This is a genomic window from Streptomyces sp. G45, from assembly GCF_049542095.1.
Classification (GTDB): domain Bacteria; phylum Actinomycetota; class Actinomycetes; order Streptomycetales; family Streptomycetaceae; genus Streptomyces.
The window spans coordinates 6,056,136-6,075,829 of the sequence record NZ_JBMUZU010000001.1 but is presented as its reverse complement, the minus strand read 5'-3'; the positions used below and the strand labels follow the sequence as shown (position 1 = coordinate 6,075,829).

Below are 19,694 nucleotides of genomic sequence, written 5' to 3'. Positions count from 1 at the left end.
GCTTGCGTACGCGTACGTACGAACTGCCTTACGCGGCCGGGAGGTTGTCCAGCTGCGCCTGGAGGCGGGCGATGTCCTCCTCGGCCTTGGCGAGGCGGCCGCGGATCTTGTCGACCACGTGGTCGGGGGCCTTGGCGAGGAACGCCTCGTTGCCGAGCTTGGCCGTGGCCTGGGCCTTCTCCTTCTCCGCGGCGGCCAGGTCCTTGGCGAGCCGCTTGCGCTCCGCCGCCACGTCGATCGTGCCCGACAGGTCGAGCGCGACCGTGGCGCCCGCGACCGGCAGCGTCGCCGTCGCCGCGAAGCCCTCGCCCTCCGGCTGGAGGCGAAGCAGCTGGCGGACGGCGGCCTCGTGCGCCGCGAACGGCGTGCCGTCCAGGGTCAGCCGGGCCGGGACCTTCTGGCCGGGCTGGAGGCCCTGGTCGGCGCGGAACCGGCGGACCTCGGTGACCAGGTCCTGGACGGAGGCGATCTCCTGCTCGGCGCCCGCGTCCCGGAAGCCACTGTCCTTCGGCCACGCGGCGATGACCACGGACTCGCCGCCGGTGAGCGTGGTCCACAGGGTCTCCGTCACGAACGGCACCACCGGGTGGAGCAGGCGCAGCGTGACGTCGAGGACCTCGCCGAGGACGCGCTTGCTGACCTCGGCGGCCGGTCCGCCCGCCAGGAACGTGGTCTTGGACAGCTCCACGTACCAGTCGAAGACCTCGTCCCAGGCGAAGTGGAACAGGGCGTCCGACAGCTTCGCGAACTGGTAGTCCTCGTAGAGCGCGTCGACCTCGGCGACCACCGTGTTCAGGCGGGAGAGGATCCAGCGGTCGGTGGCCGACATCTCGGACGCGTCCGGGAGGGGGCCCTCGACCGTGGCGCCGTTCATCAGCGCGAAGCGGGTGGCGTTCCAGATCTTGTTGGCGAAGTTGCGGGAGCCCTGGACCCAGTCCTCGCCGATCGGCACGTCGACGCCGGGGTTGGCGCCGCGCGCGAGGGTGAAGCGCAGGGCGTCGGAGCCGTACTTGTCCATCCAGTCCAGCGGGTTGACCGCGTTGCCGAAGGACTTCGACATCTTCTTGCCGAACTGGTCGCGGACCATGCCGTGCAGGGCGATGGTGTGGAACGGCGGGGTGCCGTCCATCGCGTACAGGCCGAACATCATCATCCGGGCGACCCAGAAGAAGAGGATGTCGTAGCCGGTGACGAGGACGGAGTTCGGGTAGAACTTCGCGAGGCTGTCGGTCTTCTCGGGCCAGCCGAGCGTGGAGAACGGCCACAGGCCGGAGGAAAACCAGGTGTCGAGGACGTCGGTGTCCTGGGTCCAGCCCTCGCCGGTGGGCGGCTCCTCGTCGGGGCCGACGCAGACGACCTCGCCGTTCGGGCCGTACCAGACCGGGATGCGGTGGCCCCACCACAGCTGGCGCGAGATGCACCAGTCGTGGAGGTTGTCGACCCAGTCGAAGTAGCGCTTCTCCATCTCCTGCGGGTGGACCTTGACCCGGCCGTCGCGGACCGCGTCACCGGCGGCCTTGGCGAGCGGGCCGACCTTGACCCACCACTGCAGGGACAGGCGCGGCTCGATGGTGGTCTTGCAGCGCGAGCAGTGGCCGACGGAGTGCGTGTACGGGCGCTTCTCGGCGACGATCCGGCCCTCGGCGCGCAGGGCGCCGACGATCGCGGAGCGGGCCTCCAGGCGGTCCAGGCCCTGGAAGGGGCCGGGGACCGTGATGACGGCGTGCTCGTCCATGACCGCGATGTTCGGCAGGTCGTGGCGCTGGCCGATCTCGAAGTCGTTCGGATCGTGGGCGGGGGTCACCTTGACGGCGCCGGTGCCGAACTCGGGGTCGACGTGGGCGTCGGCGACGACGGGGATGGAGCGGTCGGTCAGGGGCAGCTTGACCTGCTTGCCGACCAGGTGCCGGTACCGCTCGTCCTCGGGGTGCACGGCGACGGCGGTGTCGCCGAGCATGGTCTCGGCGCGGGTGGTGGCGACGACGATGGACTCGTCCCCGTCCCCGTACCGCATCGACACCAGCTCGCCGTCGTCGTCCTGGTACTCCACCTCGATGTCCGAGATGGCGGTCAGACAGCGCGGGCACCAGTTGATGATGCGCTCGGCGCGGTAGATCAGCTCGTCGTCGTAGAGCCGCTTGAAGATCGTCTGGACGGCCTGGGAGAGCCCTTCGTCCATGGTGAAGCGCTCGCGGGACCAGGCGACGCCGTCGCCCAGGCGGCGCATCTGCCCGGAGATCTGGCCGCCGGACTCGCCCTTCCACTGCCACACGCGCTCGACGAAGGCCTCGCGGCCGAGGTCGTGGCGCGACTTGCCCTCCTTGGCCAGCTCGCGCTCGACCACGTTCTGCGTGGCGATGCCCGCGTGGTCCATGCCGGGCTGCCACAGGGTCTCGTACCCCTGCATGCGCTTGCGGCGGGTGAGGGCGTCGATCAGGGTGTGCTCGAAGGCGTGGCCCAGGTGCAGGCTGCCGGTGACGTTGGGCGGGGGGATGACGACGGTGAAGGGCTCCTTGTCGCTCTTCGCGTCCGCGTCGAAGTAACCCCGCTCTACCCAGCGCTCGTACAGCGGCCCCTCTACCTCGGACGGCGCGTACTGCGTCGGGAGTTCGGGGGCGGTCGCTGGGGGCTGCTGCTGAGTGTTCTCGGTCACGGGCCCAGTTTAGGGGTGTCACAGACTGGTCCCGAAACCGGAAGCTTCAGTAACGGTTGCGGCCCGAGGACCCCCATGGCTCCGCCCTTCGGTCAGGATGTCGGGAACACATAAACGCGCGAGACTCCGTACGCGCGTACACGCGTTCGAGGGGAACCCCAGAAATGAGCTACAACCAGCCGGGTCCGTACGGCGGCGGCCAGCAACCCCAGCAGCCGGGCCCGTACGGCGGCGGCCAGCCGGGCCCTTACGGCCAGCAGCCGCCCCAGGGGCCGGGGCCCGGCTACGGCTACCCGCAGCAGCCGCCGCAGGGCGTTCCCCCGCAGGCGCCGTACGGGCAGCCGCAGGCCCCTTACGGGCAGCCGCCCCAGGCGCCGTACGGGCAGGCTCCCTACGGGCAGCAGGCCCCCTACGGGCAGGTTCCGCCGCCCCCGCCGGACTCCGGCGGCAAGAAGCGGACCGGGGCGATCATCGGCGCGGTCGCGGTGGTGGCCGCGATCGGCGTCGGCGCGTACTTCGTCCTCGGCGGCAAGGACGGCGGCTCCGCCGCGGTCAAGGACGACGGCCCGCACAAGCTGACCACGCCCGCCACCGTCCTCGGCGACTACACGAAGAAGGACGACGGGGGCAGCGGCGGCTTCAGCGACGACGACCTGAAGGACGCCGAGAAGGACGGCGTGAAGAACGCCAAGGAGGTCAGCGCCGAATACCAGTCCGGGGACAAGAGCAACCCGCTCTCCGGCAAGGCCCTGAACCTCATGGGCGTCTACGGCGACATCGACGACCCCGAGAAGGTCGTGGACAAGATGTTCGACCGGATGAAGACGGAGTCGCAGAAGGAGGAGAAGGACACCGGCGAACTCGTCGGCTCCCCCGAGGACTTCGGCTCGGACAAGGCGGCGCTGAAATGCCAGGAGTCCGTGATCAAGAACAACTCGACGTCCGGCGGCGCGTCGGGGCCCAAGGAGATCCACATGCCGGTGTGCATCTGGGCCGACCACAGCACGCTCGGCGTGGTGATCCCGATCGACCTCGCCGACGCCATGGCAGGCAAGAGCCCGTCGCTCGACGACTCCGCCGACACCGCGAAGAAGCTCCGCGACGAAGTCCGCGTCAAGATCTGAGCCACGTCCTCGACGCCCGCCGCCCGCGCATTCACGGCACGCCGTGACGAAGCGGGCCCGGCCCGGCACCGCCGCCGGGCCCGCGCGGGCCGGGTGTCACGATGTGGGCGCAAGCGCAGTACACGAAGGGGGAACCCAGGAGATGAGCTACAACCAGCCGGGTCCGTACGGCGGCCAGCAGCCCCAGCAGCCAGGCCCCTACGGGCAGCCGCAGCAGGGCCCGTACGGGCAGCAGCCCCAGGCCCCGCAGCCGGGCTACGGCTACCCGCAGCAGCCGCCCCAGGGCGTTCCGCCGCAGGCGCCGTACGGCCAGCCCCAGGCCCCCTACGGACAGCAGCCCCAGCCTCCCTACGGGCAGGCTCCCTACGGGCAGCAGGCCCCCTACGGGCAGGTTCCGCCGCCCCCGCCGGGCTCCGGCGGCAAGAAGCGGACCGGGGCCATCATCGGCGCGGTCGCGGTGGTCGCCGCGATCGGCGTCGGCGCGTACTTCGTCCTCGGCGGCAAGGACGACGGCGGCTCCGGCTCGGTCAAGGACGACGGCCCGCACAAGCTGACGGCGCCCGCGACCGTCCTCGGCGACTACACGAAGAAGGAGTCCAAGGAGGACTCCATGACGCCCGAGGGCCGCGCGAAGGCCGAGAAGAACGGCGTGAAGAACGCCAAGGACCTCTCCGTCCAGTACCAGTCCGGCTCCAAGGACAACCCGCTGGCGCAGAAGGTGCTCCACCTCAACGGCATCTACGGCGATATCGAGGACCCCGAGAAGGTCGTCGACTACATGTTCACCCGGGCGCAGGACGGCTTCTCCGAGGAGTCCGACTCGCCCTCCGGCTCCGGCGTCAGCGGCCAGAAGCTCACCCCGATCGGCAAGCCCGAGTCGTACAACCCCTCCGAGCTGGACGGCGCGATCATGAAGTGCCAGGCGATGAAGATGGAGATGGGCTCCGGCTCGTCCTCGTCGGCCGGGTCGCAGGGCCCGAAGGAGATGAAGATGCCGGTGTGCATCTGGGGCGACAAGAGCACCATCGGCGTCGTGATCACCACGGACGTGGCGAGCGCGCTCGGCGGCAAGGACCCCGATCTGGACGAGGGCGCCAGCACCGCCGCCAAGTTCCGCAAGGAAGTCCGCGTCAAGATCTGACCCCGCGATCGGAATTCGCGGTCTGATCCCGCGATCGGATCTCGTGCTCTGATCCCGCGATACGACCCCGCGCGCCAGCGCCAGCCAGGGCCCGGCCGGAACCACCGGCCGGGCCCTCGCGTGCCCCTGTGCGTCCCCGCCCGTCCCCGCCCGCCCTCGCCCGTCCGCAGGTGCTCCGCGCACCCCGGTCGCACGCACCACCACGGAGGAGTCCCCGCCCATGAGCCACCACCAGCCGGGCCCCTACGGCCAGCAGCCGCCGCAGGGCCCTTACGGGCAGCAGCCGCCCGGACCCTACGGGCCGCCGCCGCAGGCCCCCCACCCCCAGCAGCCACCGGCCCCCGGGCCCGGCTACGGCTATCCCCAGCAGCCCCCGCAGGCCCCCTACGGGCAGCCGCCCCAGGCCCCCTACGGCCCCTACGGGCAGGTCCCGCCTCCCCCGGCAGGCGGAGGCGGCGGCAAGAGGACCGGGGTCATCATCGGCGCCGTCGCCGTCGTGGCCGCGATCGGCGTCGGCGCGTACTTCCTGTTCGGCGGGGGCGGCTCCGGCTCCGGTGAGGTCGCCGACGACGGGCCGCACACGCTGACCACGCCCGCCACCGTCCTCGGCGAGTACAAGAAGGGCGACGGCGCCACCTCCAGCTCCCTCGACGACCTCGACGACGCCGACGAGCACGGCGTGGCGAACGCCCGCTCCGTCGGCGCCGGTTACGAGGTGCGCGACGAGAGCAACCCGCTGGGCGGCAAGCTGCTCCAGTTCAGCGGCGTGTACGGGGATGTCGCCGACCCGGAGAAGACCGTCGACGGACTGTTCGCCGACGCCAAGAAGAAGGCCGCCGAGGGCGCCGCCATGGACGGCGACGACCAGGGCGAACTGGTCGGCACCCCCGAGGACTTCAGCGACGGCGACGCGATCGTCAAGTGCCAGGAGGCCCGGGTCGAGAAGGGCTCCGCGAGCGGCGGCAGCAGCGGGTCCACCGGCTCCACCGGGCCGAAGGAGGCGCGGGTGCCGGTGTGCCTGTGGGGCGACCACAGCACGGTCGGCCTGGTGATGCCCATGACGATCGCCGACGTCATGGCGGGCGGAAGCCCCTCGCTCGACGACGCCGCCGAGATCACCAAGAAGCTCCGGGACGAGGTCCGGGTCAAGAAGTAGGCCCCGTAAGGGAGCGCCCCTCGGGGCCCAACGACAGGGGTGCCACGGCAAGGGCGCCCGGCGAGGTCAACTCGCCGGGCGCCCTTGGCCGTTCAACGGGTCGGCGCTAGGCCGACTTCTGCTCGCCCGCGCCGGGCCCGCGCACCTCGCGCGGCACCAGGGTCGGGTTCACGTTCGAGTGGACGACGTCCGCCGTGATGACGACGCGGGCCACGTCCTTGCGGGACGGCACCTCGTACATCACCGACTGGAGGACCTCCTCCATGATGGCGCGCAGGCCGCGCGCGCCGGTCTGGCGCAGGATCGCCTGGTCGGCGATGGCCTCCAGCGCCTCGCGCTCGAAGTCCAGCTCCACACCGTCGAGTTCGAAGAGGCGCTGGTACTGCTTCACCAGGGCGTTACGCGGCTCGACGAGGATCTGGAGCAGCGCCTCGCGGTCGAGGTTGTGCACGCTCGTGATCACCGGGAGGCGGCCGATGAACTCGGGGATCATCCCGAACTTCACCAGGTCCTCCGGCATGATGTCCTCGAACTGGTCCTTCTCCTCCAGCTCCCGCTTGGAGCGGATGGTGGCGCCGAAGCCGATGCCCTTGGCGCCCGCCCGGGCCTCGATGATCTTCTCCAGGCCCGCGAAGGCGCCGCCCACGATGAACAGCACGTTCGTCGTGTCGATCTGGATGAACTCCTGGTGCGGGTGCTTGCGGCCGCCCTGCGGCGGGACCGAGGCCGTCGTGCCCTCCAGGATCTTCAGCAGGGCCTGCTGGACGCCTTCACCCGATACGTCGCGCGTGATCGAGGGGTTTTCGCTCTTGCGGGCGACCTTGTCGATCTCGTCGATGTAGATGATGCCCGTCTCGGCCTTCTTGACGTCGTAGTCGGCGGCCTGGATGAGCTTGAGGAGGATGTTCTCCACGTCCTCGCCCACGTACCCCGCCTCGGTGAGGGCGGTGGCGTCCGCGATGGCGAAGGGGACGTTCAGCATGCGGGCGAGCGTCTGGGCGAGGAGCGTCTTGCCGGAGCCGGTCGGGCCGAGCAGCAGGATGTTGGACTTGGCGAGTTCGATGGCGTCCTCGCGGCCCTGCGCGCCGCCGTTCTCCCCGGCCTGGACGCGCTTGTAGTGGTTGTACACCGCGACGGACAGGGCCTTCTTCGCGGGCTCCTGGCCCACCACGTACCCCTCGAGGAACTCGTAGATCTCGCGGGGCTTGGGCAGTTCCTCCCAGCGGACCTCGCTCGTCTCGGCGAGCTCTTCCTCGATGATCTCGTTACAGAGATCGATGCACTCGTCGCAGATGTACACGCCGGGGCCTGCGATGAGCTTCTTGACCTGCTTCTGGCTCTTTCCGCAGAACGAGCACTTGAGCAGATCGCCGCCGTCACCGATGCGTGCCACGGTGTGCTTCCCCTTCGCCTGGGAGACGCCGTTGGTCCAGCGGCTCCTGGTGCCTTGTATCCGACGGTACCTTGCCTGGCCCCCCGTTCGGGCCCCCCTTGGCGCGGTTCGCTCCGTCACGGGGTGACGAAACCACACGGTTCGGCACGGAGTGACGCGGACCGCGCCAAGGAGCGGGCAGATGGTGCTGCGGTGTGTCCGGACGTCGCTCAGGCGACCGCGGAGTTGTTCATCTTGCGGGTGGAGATGATCTGGTCGATCAGGCCGTACTCCAGCGCGTCCTCGGCGGTGAGGATCTTGTCGCGCTCGATGTCCTCGCGGATCTTCTCGATCGGCGTCGAGGAGTGCTTGGCCAGCATCTCCTCCAGCTGCGTCCGCATGCGGAGGATTTCGTTGGCGGCGATCTCCAGGTCGGAGAGCTGCTCGCGGCCGGTGCCGCCGGAGGGCTGGTGGATCAGCACACGGGCGTTGGGCAGCGCCATGCGCTTGCCGGGGGTGCCCGCGGCGAGCAGCACGGCCGCGGCGGAGGACGCCTGGCCCATGCAGACCGTCTGGATGTCGGGCTTCACGAACTGCATGGTGTCGTAGATCGCCGTGAGCGCCGTGAAGGAGCCGCCGGGGCTGTTGATGTAGACCGAGATGTCCCGGTCGGGGTCCATCGACTCCAGGCAAAGGAGCTGCGCCATGACGTCGTTGGCGGAGGCGTCGTCGATCTGGACGCCGAGGAAGATCACGCGCTCCTCGAAGAGCTTCGCGTACGGGTCGTACTCGCGCACGCCCTGCGAGGTGCGCTCGACGAAGCGGGGGATCACGTAGCGGTTGTCCACCTGGGGGCCGGTGTGCAGGCCCGTGGCCTGGCCGCTGGCGGGGAAGCTGTTCATCTGAGGTGTTCCGTCCTGGTGATGAGCGTGGGCTTGGTCGGCTGGGGCGGGCCCTGGCGGGCGCCCCCGGAGGGGGCCTTCGTCAGCCCCCGGGATGCCTTCTCAGGCCCCCGTGCCGCCGCCGCCCGGAACACCGGAAGCGGCGCTGATGATCTCGTCGATGAGGCCGTACTCCTTGGCCTCCTCGGTGGTGAACCAGCGGTCGCGGTCACCGTCGCGGATGATCGTCTCGACCGTCTGGCCGGAGTGGCGGGCGGTGATCTCGGCCATGCGCTGCTTGGTGCGCAGCAGGTACTCGGCCTGGATCTTGACGTCGGACGCGGTGCCGCCGATGCCCGCGGAGCCCTGGTGCATCAGGATGTCCGTGTGCGGCAGGGCGAAGCGCTTGCCGGCGGTGCCGCCGGTCAGCAGGAACTGGCCCATGGAGGCGGCCATGCCCATGCCGATGGTGACGACGTCGTTCGGGATGTACTGCATGGTGTCGTAGATGGCCATACCGGCCGTGACCGAGCCGCCCGGGCTGTTGATGTAGAGGTAGATGTCCTTCGTCGGGTCGGCCGCGAGGAGGAGCATCTGCGCCGTGATCTTGTTCGCGATGTCGTCGTCGACCTGCTGGCCGAGGAAGACGATGCGCTCGCCGAGCAGCCGGTTGTACACATGGTCGCCGAGGCCACCACCGATGGACGGCTCACCGGCTGCGTTGGGCATCAGATTCGTCACGTATCCACCTGCTCGTCTCTGACGGCACCGGCCGTCTCAGCATCTTCGTTCTGAGGGCAACGACTCCACTGCCCCCGTATCCATGGACCCTAACGCGCGGCCCCCTTCGGCGAATCCCGCAAGGGCAACTGTTCGCTGTGAGCGCAGGTAGGGCCCCGGGGTAGGGCCCTAGGGGGCGGGCCGGAGCGCCCCGAAGGGGCGCGGGGAACTGCGCGCCAAGCCACGTCGAATCCGCACCCGCGAACGCGCCGGAAGGGGCAGCCCCCGAGGCGTGAAGGGCCCCCGGGACACACGTCCCGGGGGCCCTTCACGTACAGCTCACTACCGCGCGGAGATCAGCTCTCGGCCTTCTCCTCGTCCGCCTTGGCGGAGTCGGCGGAGTCGGCGCCCTCGGCCTGCTCACCCTCGACGGTGTCGTCTTCGTCGTCGAGGTCGACGACCTCACCGTTGGTGTCCTTGACGGTGGCGGCCTCGACGACGACCGCGAGGGCCTTGCCGCGGGCGACCTCGCCGACCAGCATCGGGACCTGGCCGCCCTCGACGACCGCCTGGGCGAACTGGTCGGGGCTCATGCCGGAGGACTGGGCGCGGCGCATGAGGTGCTCGGTGAGCTCCTCCTGGTTCACGTTCAGCTTCTCCTTGTTGACCAGCTCGTCGAGGACGAACTGGGTCTTGATGCCCTTGATCGCCTGCTCGCGGGTCTCGGTGTCGAACTCCTCCTCGGTCTTGCCCTGGATCTCCAGGTACTTCGCGAGGTCGAGGCCCATCTGGCCGAGCTGGTGGTGCTCCAGGTTGTGCTTGCGGGTGCGGATCTCGTCCTCGAGCAGCTTCTCGGGGACGGGCACCTCGACCAGCTCGAGGAGCTTGTCGAGGACGCGCTCCTGGGCCTGGGTGGCCTGGTCGAACTGGCGGGCCGACTCCAGGCGCTTGCGGCTGTCGGCCTTCAGCTCGTCCAGGGTGTCGAACTCGGAGGCGAGCTGGGCGAAGTCGTCGTCCAGCTCCGGCAGCTCGCGCTTGGCGACCTGGGTGACCTTGACGGTGACCTCGGCCTCCTTGCCCGCGGCGGAGCCGCCCTTCAGCTCGGAGGTGAAGGTGGCCTCGGCCCCGGCCTCCAGGCCCTTGACGGCGTCGTCGATGCCGTCGAGCAGCTCGCCGGAGCCGATGGTGTACGACACGCCGTTGGCGACGCCGTCGGCGAGGACCTCGCCGTCGACCTTGGCCTCCAGGTCGACGGTCACGACGTCGCCGTCCTCGGCGGCGCGCTCGACCGGCGAGGTGGACGCGAAGCGGGCGCGCAGGTCCTCGACGGCCTTGTCGACGTCCTCGTCGCTGACCTCGACGGCGTCGACCTCGACCTCGATGCCCGAGTAGTCGGGGATCTCGATGGCCGGGCGGATGTCGACCTCGGCGGTGAAGTTGAGGGTCTCGTTGTCCTTCAGCTCGGTGATGTCGACCTCGGGCTGGCCCAGGACGTTGAGCTCGGCCTCGTTGACCGCCTCCGTGTAGAACTTCGGGAGGGCGTCGTTGACGGCCTCCTCCAGCACAGCACCGCGGCCGAACCGCTGGTCGATGACGCGCGCCGGGACCTTGCCCTTGCGGAAGCCCTTCACCGTGACCTGCTGGTTGATCTTCTTGTACGCCGCGTCGAGGCTGTCCTTGAGCTCCTCGAAGGGCACCTCGACAGTGAGCCGAACCCGGGTCGGGTTCAGGTTCTCCACGGCGCTCTTCACGGTTCGGTCTCCTTGGTGGGCTGACTGCTTGGTTTCTGCCCGGTTGAGAGACACACGGGCACGCAGCTTGCATAGTAACGGCACGCGGGAGCCGAGCGACAATGCGATCTTGGAAGACGGTGCGCGGGGCCCGCGGGGAGGGCCCGCCGCCGGGGAACCGGCCAGCGGGCGGCGGAGAACGTGCTGGTCGGGGTGGCGGGATTTGAACCCACGGCCTTCCGCTCCCAAAGCGGACGCGCTACCAAGCTGCGCCACACCCCGTCGGTGCGACACGTAGGGTACATGCCCGCGGACAGTGCGGCTCCCCGCTTGTCGCGGTTGCCGGGCGTCTTGTCCCGCGCCTGGTCCGGTGCCTTGTCCCGCACCTGGTCTGGTGCCTTGTCCCGCACCTGGTCCGGTGCCTCGTCCGGCGCTCGTTCCGGGGGGTCCCGGGCGGGCGGTGGCGGCGGTCCGGGCGGGGTGTGCGCGGGGCGGGCCTGACCCGCTACGATGCTTGCCGTGCCGCGCTCGGTGACCTTCGGGTCGTCGCGCGGGCCGTCCTCGCGGGCGTAGCTCAATGGTAGAGCCCTAGTCTTCCAAACTAGCTACGCGGGTTCGATTCCCGTCGCCCGCTCCGTGGCCTCCGGCCCGGCGCGCAGGTTCCGCCCTGCGCGCCGGGCCGGAGGCTTTCGCGCACCCGGCCCCACAGGGCTCAGCGGTCGCGTACGTCGACGCTGTACACGGAGCGGATGCCGTACGGGACGTACAGGGCGTCGCCCACCAGGGTCGGCCGGACGCCGCTGACCACGCCGAAGGTCTCGTCGGTGGCCTCGGGGCCGGAAGCGGTCCAGCGCACGTCACCGGAGCGGCGGTCCAGGGCGGCGACGCGGCCGCCGGGCGAGGTGACGAAGACGTCGTCGTCCGTGACCAGCGGCCGCCCCGGGAACTCGACGCCGGAGTCGCGCTCCCACTCCACCTCGTCGGTCAGCGGGTCGACGGCGCGCACGCCGCCGCCCTGGCGGACGAAGTACAGGGTGCCGTGGCTGAGCGTGACGCTGCTGGCGGGCGGCTGCGCGGGCACCGACGTCGGATCGGTCCGGCGGGTGTCCACGTCGAGGGTGACGATGTCCGTGCCGCCCTCCTCGTGGTCGGCTCTGACGAAGACGAGGCGGTCGGCCTTCCGGCCGACCAGCTCCAGCTCGCCGCTGAGCGTGGCGCTCCACCGCGCCTCGCCGCTCGCCGGGTCGAGGCGCAGCACGCGGGTGCCGTCCCCGTCCTTGGTGCGCACGGCGCAGAGCAGGTAGCCGTCCCCGGCCGCCTGAGCGGTCTGGCAGGCGGCGCCCCGGGGCAGGGGCCGCCGCCAGCGGGGCTCTCCGTCGGCCTCGTCCAGCAGGGCGTACGCGGCCTTGCGGGTGCCGAGGACGGTGAGGATGCCGTCGGCCGTGCGGACCGCGTGCCCGCTGACGTTCGGGTCGGGGTCCGGGGCCTGGGCGTCGGGGCCGCGCTGGGTGGGCCGGGTCCACAGGACGCGGCCGGTCCGGGCGTCGACGGCCTGGATCGCGTAGTCGTCCTCGGGGCTCGCCCCGCCCCGGGCGGCCTGGTGGTTGCGGTAGACGAACACGCGGGTGCCCGAGGCGCCGATGAGGGCGCCCTCGCCCTTGGACTCGCTCTTGTCGGTGGCGTCCACGGGCAGGGACCAGGCGGTGCGGCCGGTGGCGAGGGAGAGCCGCGCGGCCTTCACGTCGTCGCCCGCGCACACCAGCCCTCCGGCCACGGCGGCGCAGCCGCTCAGGGGGCCCGTGGCCATGCCCTTCGGCTCGCTGACGACGAGGGTCTGCCAGGGCCGCCAGCCCGGGGGCAGGTCCCGGGGCCGTTCGCCGTCCGACAGCCACACGCCGAAGCCGGTGGCGAGTCCGGCGAGCAGGGCGCCGCCCAGCGCCCCGGCGATCAGCAGCCGTCGACGGCGGCGCGGGCGGCGGGGCGCGGGCTCGTCGTCGGCGGTCGGGGCGGGGCGCCGCGGCAGCGGGCCGCCGCGCAGCACGGTGAGGAGTTCGTCGGGGGTCGGGCGCTCCTTGGGGTGCTTGGCCAGGCACAGGGCGATCAGGGGCCGCACCTCGGCCGGTACGCCGTCGAGCCTGGCGTCGCCCTCGACCACGCGGACGGCCGTCTCGTACGGGGAGACGTCGTCGAAGGGGCCCCGGCCGGTCGCGGCGTACGCGAGGACCGAGCCGAGGGAGAAGACGTCGGAGGCGGGGCCGACGTCGCGGGGGGAGGTCAGCTGCTCCGGCGACATGTAGGGAGGGGTGCCCATGACGCGGCCGGTCTGGGTGAGGGGGTCGCCCGCCAGGGCCTCCGCGGCGCGGGAGACGCCGAAGTCGATGACGCGGGGGCCGTCGTCGGCCAGCATCACGTTGGCCGGTTTCAGGTCGCGGTGGACGACACCGGCGCGGTGGATGTCGCGGAGGGCCTCGGTGAGCCCGGCGGCGAGGTCGCGCAGGCGGTCGGGCGGCAGCGGGCCCTCGCGGCTCACCCGGGCGCCGAGGGTCTCGCCCGGGATGTGGAGGGTGGCCATCCAGGGGCGCGGCGCGTCCGCGTCGGCGTCCACGACGGGGGCCGTGAACGCGCCGCTGACCTGCCGGGCCGCCTCGACCTCGCGGCGGAAGCGGACGCGGAATTCCTCGTCGTCGGCGTACTGGCCGTGGACGACCTTGACCGCCAGGCGGCGGCCTGACGGGGAGCGGGCGAGATAGACGACGCCCATGCCGCCGGAGCCGAGCCGGTCCTCGATCGGATACCCGCCGACGTCCTCGGGGTCGGATTCCCGCAGCGCCACCGCCCTGAGCCCCCCAAGCGTCGCCGTGGCCGGTCAGCCGGTCAGAACTCTATGTCGCCGATGGTCTCCGCCAGGGAGTTGAGAAGCTCCTGGATGTCGTCGGCCATTCCCGTCGACGCGAGCGTGAAGCCGAAAGTGGCCGCGACGATGGCGGGCCATACCTTGATGTTTCCCTGACGAACCATCATGACAAGGACGATCGCCAACAGCAGCACCACTGACAGCGAAATGGCCACAACTGATCACACCCTCGGTCGGTCGCTCTCCCGCCCGGAGGCGTACGACCCGCACACCCCCGCCAGGACCATCGTGCCACCAACACGGGCGCCCTATGCGGCCGGTGACGCATCGTCGGCCACAGGATGACCAGCGCCGCACCGGTCCCGGGCGCCGCGCGCGCCCCTCCGCGGGGCGCCGCACGGCAACCGCCGTCCTCCGCACGGGAATTCGACGCTTCCGTCGAACGATGAATTCGACCTGATCGTTTCCATGGCCAGCCATCGTCCCGCCACCCGTACACGACACCGCCCGGCAAGCGGCCCCCGCGCGAACACCCGGCGGAACGCTGAAGGGAATTCGCAAAGCCGCCCGCGCCCCTCGGACCGGTCCGCAGGGGTACCCCATCAAGCGAACAACCGGACATTTCACCAGAGTCCCCCGCGGGTGTTATGCACGATTTAAGCGGTACGAGCTATGACGTACCGGACAGTTATCGGTGTCCCCAGGGGGTACTCGCCGCGGAAATACCGGAATCCGGTGAAAGGCCGCCCGGCCGTCGCGACCGGGTGCGCCGCCACCGAATACGACGAATGCGCCGAGGCCCCGCCGAGGGTTTTACGGGAACACCGCCACGGCGCTAGGGTGCCCCAGATGTTCCACGCTGCCATGACCCCCGCGAGCGCAGTGCGGTCCCGGATCGTCTCACCGAGCTCTTGGTGGGAGGGCCTGTGACGAACTCCGTACAGCCGCACGGTCGGCACCGGGCGCCGCTGCCCCCCGTGCAGGAACCGGCGACCGCCCCTCCCGGCCCGCGCTCCCCCCAGTCCCCCACGGCCACCCCCACCCACACCGCCCCGCCCCCCTCCCACCGCCGCGCCACCCCCACCGGCAAGCCCGCCAAGCAGCGCGACGCGTTCTTCGACAACGCCAAGTACCTGGCGATCGTCCTCGTTGCGATGGCCCACGCGTGGGAGCCGCTGACGGACCACAGCCGCACCGCCGAAGCGCTGTACATGACCGTGTACACGTTCCATATGCCCGCGTTCATCCTGATCTCGGGCTACTTCTCGCGCAGCTTCGACATGCGGCCCGACCGGCTCAAGCGGCTCATCACCGGCGTCGCCGTCCCCTACGTCCTGTTCGAGGTCGCGTACACCCTCTTCAAGCGGTGGGCCGACGACGACCCGACGCAGCCGATCAGCCTGCTGGACCCCTGGTATCTGACCTGGTTCCTGATCGCCCTGTTCGTGTGGCGCCTGACGGTGCCGCTGTGGCAGGTCGTGCGCTGGCCCGTGCCGCTCGCGCTGTGCGTGGCCGTGCTCGCCGTGATCTCGCCCGACATCGGCGACGACCTGGACCTCCAGCGGGTGCTCCAGTTCATGCCGTTCTTCGTGCTGGGCCTGTTCATGAAGCCCGAGCACTTCCAGCTCGTGCGGCGGCGCGAGGTGCGGCTGCTCGCCGTGCCGGTCTTCGCCTGCGCGGTGGCGCTCGCGTACTGGGCGGCGCCGAAGATGACGTCCGTCTGGTTCTACCGCCGCGAGAGCGCCCAGGAGCTGGGCGTGCCGTGGTGGGTCGGCGTCGTCATGACGCTGGCGCTCTTCGGCTGCTCGGTGGTGCTCACCGCGGGCTTCTTCGCGTGGGTGCCGCGGCGGAGGATGTGGTTCACGGTGCTCGGCGCCGGGACCCTCTACGGGTACCTGCTGCACGGCTTCCTCGCCAAGGGGTCCCGGTTCTGGGGCTGGTTCGAGGAGTACGAGTGGCTGCACCAGCCGCTGGGCGAGGTGTTCGTCTCGCTGGTCGCGGCCGCCGTGGTCACCCTGCTGTGCACGTCCCCGGTGCGACGGGTGTTCCGCTTCGCGATGGAGCCGAGGATGGAGTGGGCGTTCCGCCGCGACGCCACCGCCGTGGCCCGCGGCCGCGAGCCCACGGCCACGCGCTGAGCCCCCACCCGAACCCACCGCCGCGCTTCCGTCCCGCCGCTACCGCGGCGGTCTCTTCCCGCCCGCCCACCCCCACGCTTCCGCAGCGGCAGACGCCGACGGCGAGCAAGCCTCACGAGGGGCGGGCGGGTGGGAAAGAAGCCCGCCGACGGCGCGCAGCCCCCACAGGGACGGTCACCCCGCGTGCGGCGGCACGCCGGGCACCCTCGCCCTATGCCTGGTCCGCGGACAGGGCCGCTCGGGCCGGGAGCGTCGTGGCGGCCAGGCCGAGCAGCACCGCCGAGCCCGCGAACGCGGCGTACAGCAGCGGCGGGATGTACGGGGCCTCCCCCGTCAGGCCCCGCATCATCGGGATCAGCGTGGCCAGCGCGATGGCCGTGCCGATGGCCACGCCCGCGCCGGTCACCAGAAGGGCCTCCCAGCGGATCATCCGCATCACCTGGCGGCGCGTGGAGCCGATCAGGCGCAGCGTGCCGAGTTCGCGGCGCCGGTCCAGGACGGTCATCACGAGGGTGTTGGCGGCGGCGACGGCCGCGAAGCCTCCGAGGACGGCCGCCATGACGCCGTTCGCCCAGGCGTTGACCTCGCGGTCGACGGACTGCGCGGTGGTGTAGCCGTCGCGGTCGCGGACGGCGCCGAGCGGCGCGAGGTCCTTCTCCGTACCGCCCTTGGTCCAGATCTCCGTGGCGAAGGACGAGGTGACGTGCCGCCGGACGTCGGCGGCGGGCAGCGTCACCTGGGAGAGGCCGAGGCCGCGCCCGTACGTCGCCGCGACCGTGGCCCGGGTCTTCGTGCCGTCGGGCAGGCGCAGCGTGACGCGGTCGCCGGTCGTGAGGTCGGCGGAGGTGGCGAGGGTCGCGTCGAGGGCGATCTGGCCCTTGCGGAGGGTCAGTTCGCCGGTCTTCACCTTGAGGTCCTGCACCTGGGCGAGGTCCTTGGCGCTGCCGGTGACGCCCTGCGCGGTGACCGACTGGAGCATGCCGCCGGTGGGGATCAGCACGGAGGTCTTCAGGACGCCGACGGCGGAGGTGACGCCGGGGCGGGCCCCGGCCGCGCGGACCTCGCCGGGGCCGAAGCCCGCGTCGGAGGTCACGATGTGGTCGGCGGTGATGCCGTCCCGCTGCTGGTCGGCGGTGACCTTCTCCTCGCTGGTGTGCATGAACACGAGGGTGGAGGCGAACGCCATCGCGAGCACGATGGGGGTGATCGCGGAGGCCAGACGGCGGGCGTTGCTGCGGGAGTTGGCGGCCGCGAGGGACGCGGAGGCGCCCGCGCCGCGCAGCGGAAGGCCGAACAGGCCCGCGCACAGCCGCGCCACCAGCGGCCCGAGCAGCGCCACCGCCAGCATGAACAGCATGACGACGCCGAGCGCCGCGTTGGCCGCGTCATCGCCGCTCGCGGTGGCGGCGAGGCGGGCGCAGACGATGCCGCCGACGGCCGCGGCGACACCGAGCGGCGTACGGATCCAGCCCGGCCTCAGGCGCTCCACGGAGGCTTCGCTGAGGGCCTGGCCCGGCCGGATGCGGGAGGTGCGGTGGGCGGCCATGTACCCGGCGAGCAGGGCGGTGACCAGGGCGGTGCCCGCGGCCGTGACCAGCGGGATCCAGGACACGGCGAGGTCGACACCGTCCGGCACCGCGCCCCGGTCCTTGAGCTGGCCGAACCACCAGCGGGCCAGGCCGATGCCCGGCAGGCAGCCGATGACTCCGGCGAGCGGCGCGACCAGCAGGGCCTCGGTGGCGATGCTGCGGCGGACCTGGCGCGGGGTGGTGCCGATGGCGCGCAGCAGGGCGAACTCGCGGGAGCGCTGGCCGACGGAGAGCGCGACGGTCCCGGCGGCGGTGAACACGGCGACGGTCGCGGCGATGCCGCCGAAGGAGCCGCCGAGAGCGGTGAGCAGTTCCTTGGCCTCGGCGAGCGCGGGGTTCTCGGCGCCGCCGCGGCCGTCGCCCGCGAACACCTTGGCCTTGCCGTCGAGGGCCTTGGCGACCTGGGACTTCAGGGTCGCCGCGGAGACGCCGTCCTTGGCGAGCACGGCGACGGCGTCGACCCGGCCCGGGTGCCCGGACAGGCGTACGGCGTCGGAGTCGGCGAGCCAGGCGGTCGGCGCGGCGCCGGGCGCCCCGGCGAGGCCGCGGACGCGGAAGGCGCGCGGCCCGTCCGGGGTGGTGAGCGTGACGCGGTCGCCGACGCGGGCCTTGGTTCCGGCCAGGACGACCTCTCCGGCGGCGGGCGCGCGGCCCGCGCGGAGCCGGTCGCCGGTGAACGCGGTGGAGCCCCAGTTGTGCGCGGTCAGCGCCGTGCCGCCGTCCTTCACCGGGAAGGTGACGTCGGCGACGGCCTCGCGGGCGCCGGGCGCGGTGGCCGCCTTCGCCACCAGGGCGGCGTCCATGCGGGCCCGGTCGGGGACCTGCTCGGTGGAGTCGTCCTCGCCGCTGCCGTAGTGGACCTGCTGGTCGGCGGTGGCGACGACGGGGGCGTGGCGGTAGCGCTCGGGCGGCACGGAGGCACGCAGGCCCGTCTCCAGGAGGATGCCGCAGGCGGAGACGATCAGGGACGCCATCATCAGCGCCACGAACGTGCCCACGAACGCGGCGGGCTTGAAGCGGACGGCCGCGCGGGCGAGGCCGTTGGGGACGAGGCTCATGCCGCCACCCCGGCGAAGGCGGGGGCCGTCAGGGCCTTCAGGCGGTCGCCGATCTCGGCGGCCGACGCGCGCTCCAGGCGGTCGACGATCGCGCCGTCGGCGAGGAACAGGGTGCGGTCGGCGTACGCGGCGGCGCTCGGGTCGTGCGTGACCATCACGACGGTGGCGCCCATGGTGTCGACCGCCGAGCGCAGCAGGCCGAGGATCTCGGCGGCCGTGGTGGTGTCCAGGGCGCCGGTCGGCTCGTCCGCGAACACCACGTCCGGCTGCGTCACCAGGGCGCGGGCGATGGCCACGCGCTGCTGCTGGCCGCCGGACAGCTGGCCGGGGCGGCGCCCGCCCTTGTCGCCGAGGCCGACGCGGGCCAGCATCTCGGCGGAGCGGCGGCGGTCGGGGCGGTGTCCGGCCAGGCGCATGGGCAGCAGTACGTTCTGCTCCACCGTGAGCGACGGCAGCAGGTTGAACGCCTGGAACACGAAGCCCAGGCGGGTGCGGCGCAGGGCGGTCAGCTTGTTCTCGCCCATGCCGGTGATCTCCGTGCCGCCGAGGCGGACGGTGCCGCCGCTGGGGCGGTCCAGGCCCGCCGCGCACTGCAGGAACGTGGACTTGCCGGAACCGGAGGGGCCCATCACGGCGGTGAAGCTGCCACGGGGCAGGGCCAGGTCGATGCCGCGCAGGGCGTGCACGGCGCCGGTGCCGCGGCCGTACTGCCGCCGGACGCCGCGCAGCTCCACGGCCCACTCCTGGCCCAGGGCCTGCTGCGGGGCGGCGGGCCCCCACCCCTGCGCGGAGGCCGTCCGCTCGTCCCGCCGCTTCTTCTTCCGCAGCCCCATGGCCTGCCCAGCCCTTCCGTCGTGGTGTCCGTGCCTGATGCATCGAACGTACGGATCCGGGGGTGCGGTGAGCCATGAGGCGACCCGGCGAATAAGAGGTGGGGGAAACCCCACCTCTTCCTGGCGTGGGCGCCTGCACCACCCCATCGGCGCTCCGCGCCTCGTCCTCAAACGCCGGACGGGCTGGAGCGTGCCGCTTGCTCGCCGTCGTCGGCTGACCGTGATCCCACCGCTACCGCGGCGGATGTCCCCCGCCCACCCGGCGCCTGTCGACGAGCACGCACCGCGACGATTCAGCCCGTCCGGCGTTTGAGGACGAGCACGCACCGCGACGATTCAGCCCGTCCGGCGTTTGAGGACGAGCGCGGAGCGCGATGATTCAGCCCGTCCGGCGTTTGAGGACGAGGCGCGGAGCGCCGATGGAGCGGGGTGCCAGGGGCGGCCG

Annotated in this window: 13 protein-coding genes and 2 tRNA genes; 5 read left to right on the top strand and 10 right to left on the bottom strand. The window is 71.8% G+C overall.

The annotated features are described in order from the left end of the window. Nucleotides 1-28 precede the first annotated feature (28 nt). Nucleotides 29-2,653, bottom strand: a complete 2,625-nt coding sequence (locus ACOBQU_RS25555; RefSeq protein ID WP_423629877.1) for a valine--tRNA ligase — start codon at nucleotides 2,651-2,653, stop codon at nucleotides 29-31. Between the two features lie 164 nt (nucleotides 2,654-2,817). Between ACOBQU_RS25555 and ACOBQU_RS25550 the strand changes: the two genes are divergently transcribed. From ACOBQU_RS25550 to ACOBQU_RS25540, 3 genes are all read left to right on the top strand, one after another. Next, nucleotides 2,818-3,777 (top strand): hypothetical protein, encoded by a 960-nt coding sequence (locus tag ACOBQU_RS25550; protein WP_423629875.1) that lies wholly within the window; start codon nucleotides 2,818-2,820, stop codon nucleotides 3,775-3,777. Nucleotides 3,778-3,919: 142 nt separating this feature from the next. Then, nucleotides 3,920-4,918 carry a hypothetical protein gene (locus tag ACOBQU_RS25545; RefSeq protein WP_423629873.1) on the top strand — a complete coding sequence of 333 codons (999 nt, stop codon included), beginning with the start codon at nucleotides 3,920-3,922 and terminating at the stop codon, nucleotides 4,916-4,918. Between the two features lie 220 nt (nucleotides 4,919-5,138). Further along, a complete protein-coding gene (locus ACOBQU_RS25540) occupies nucleotides 5,139-6,074 on the top strand; it encodes a hypothetical protein (protein ID WP_423629871.1) in 936 nt (311 codons plus the stop codon). 106 nt (nucleotides 6,075-6,180) lie between these two features. On the opposite strand, the gene clpX is transcribed toward ACOBQU_RS25540, so the two are convergent. The 5 genes from clpX to ACOBQU_RS25515 form a co-directional block, all read right to left on the bottom strand. Continuing rightward, a complete protein-coding gene (gene clpX, locus ACOBQU_RS25535; protein ID WP_030673850.1) occupies nucleotides 6,181-7,467 on the bottom strand; it encodes an ATP-dependent Clp protease ATP-binding subunit ClpX in 1,287 nt (428 codons plus the stop codon). A gap of 209 nt (nucleotides 7,468-7,676) precedes the next feature. After that, nucleotides 7,677-8,348, bottom strand: coding sequence for an ATP-dependent Clp protease proteolytic subunit (locus tag ACOBQU_RS25530; RefSeq protein ID WP_423629869.1), 672 nt, complete (start codon nucleotides 8,346-8,348; stop codon nucleotides 7,677-7,679). Nucleotides 8,349-8,450: 102 nt separating this feature from the next. Further along, complete coding sequence (locus tag ACOBQU_RS25525) at nucleotides 8,451-9,056, bottom strand: ATP-dependent Clp protease proteolytic subunit (RefSeq protein ID WP_423634714.1); 606 nt, start codon at nucleotides 9,054-9,056, stop codon at nucleotides 8,451-8,453. A gap of 347 nt (nucleotides 9,057-9,403) precedes the next feature. Beyond that, the gene (gene tig / locus ACOBQU_RS25520) at nucleotides 9,404-10,798 is read right to left on the bottom strand and encodes a trigger factor (RefSeq protein ID WP_423629867.1); all 1,395 of its coding nucleotides are present in this window, start codon (nucleotides 10,796-10,798) and stop codon (nucleotides 9,404-9,406) included. Between the two features lie 184 nt (nucleotides 10,799-10,982). Beyond that, nucleotides 10,983-11,059, bottom strand: a tRNA-Pro gene (locus ACOBQU_RS25515). Nucleotides 11,060-11,340: 281 nt separating this feature from the next. Here ACOBQU_RS25515 and ACOBQU_RS25510 point away from each other — a divergent pair. Next, nucleotides 11,341-11,411, top strand: a tRNA-Gly gene (locus tag ACOBQU_RS25510). A 78-nt stretch (nucleotides 11,412-11,489) separates the two neighbouring features. Here ACOBQU_RS25510 and ACOBQU_RS25505 read toward each other — a convergent pair. Next, the gene (locus ACOBQU_RS25505; RefSeq protein WP_423629865.1) at nucleotides 11,490-13,610 is read right to left on the bottom strand and encodes a protein kinase domain-containing protein; all 2,121 of its coding nucleotides are present in this window, start codon (nucleotides 13,608-13,610) and stop codon (nucleotides 11,490-11,492) included. A gap of 41 nt (nucleotides 13,611-13,651) precedes the next feature. Next, nucleotides 13,652-13,846 carry a hypothetical protein gene (locus ACOBQU_RS25500; protein WP_423629863.1) on the bottom strand — a complete coding sequence of 65 codons (195 nt, stop codon included), beginning with the start codon at nucleotides 13,844-13,846 and terminating at the stop codon, nucleotides 13,652-13,654. A gap of 711 nt (nucleotides 13,847-14,557) precedes the next feature. On the opposite strand from ACOBQU_RS25500, the gene ACOBQU_RS25495 reads away from it, so the two are divergent. After that, the gene (locus tag ACOBQU_RS25495; protein WP_423629861.1) at nucleotides 14,558-15,769 is read left to right on the top strand and encodes an acyltransferase family protein; all 1,212 of its coding nucleotides are present in this window, start codon (nucleotides 14,558-14,560) and stop codon (nucleotides 15,767-15,769) included. Nucleotides 15,770-15,980: 211 nt separating this feature from the next. Here ACOBQU_RS25495 and ACOBQU_RS25490 read toward each other — a convergent pair whose 3' ends face one another. Together ACOBQU_RS25490 and ACOBQU_RS25485 are read right to left on the bottom strand one after the other, a co-directional pair. Then, on the bottom strand, nucleotides 15,981-18,416 hold the full coding sequence (locus tag ACOBQU_RS25490; RefSeq protein WP_423629859.1) for an FtsX-like permease family protein: 2,436 nt from the start codon (nucleotides 18,414-18,416) through the stop codon (nucleotides 15,981-15,983). Then, entirely contained in the window at nucleotides 18,413-19,249 is an 837-nt protein-coding gene (locus ACOBQU_RS25485; protein ID WP_423629857.1) for an ABC transporter ATP-binding protein, read from the bottom strand. The genes ACOBQU_RS25490 and ACOBQU_RS25485 overlap by 4 nt, the downstream gene beginning before the upstream one ends. Nucleotides 19,250-19,694: the final 445 nt, after the last annotated feature.

What these genes read in the sequence shown, in the direction of transcription:
- ACOBQU_RS25490 (WP_423629859.1), bottom strand. Translation starts at nt 18,416, where the DNA reads ATGAGCCTCGTCCCCAACGGCCTCGCCCGCGCGGCCGTCCGCTTCAAG.
- ACOBQU_RS25525 (WP_423634714.1), bottom strand. Translation starts at nt 9,056, where the DNA reads ATGCCCAACGCAGCCGGTGAGCCGTCCATCGGTGGTGGCCTCGGCGAC.
- ACOBQU_RS25485 (WP_423629857.1), bottom strand. Translation starts at nt 19,249, where the DNA reads ATGGGGCTGCGGAAGAAGAAGCGGCGGGACGAGCGGACGGCCTCCGCG.
- ACOBQU_RS25550 (WP_423629875.1), top strand. Translation starts at nt 2,818, where the DNA reads ATGAGCTACAACCAGCCGGGTCCGTACGGCGGCGGCCAGCAACCCCAG.
- ACOBQU_RS25545 (WP_423629873.1), top strand. Translation starts at nt 3,920, where the DNA reads ATGAGCTACAACCAGCCGGGTCCGTACGGCGGCCAGCAGCCCCAGCAG.
- ACOBQU_RS25540 (WP_423629871.1), top strand. Translation starts at nt 5,139, where the DNA reads ATGAGCCACCACCAGCCGGGCCCCTACGGCCAGCAGCCGCCGCAGGGC.
- ACOBQU_RS25530 (WP_423629869.1), bottom strand. Translation starts at nt 8,348, where the DNA reads ATGAACAGCTTCCCCGCCAGCGGCCAGGCCACGGGCCTGCACACCGGC.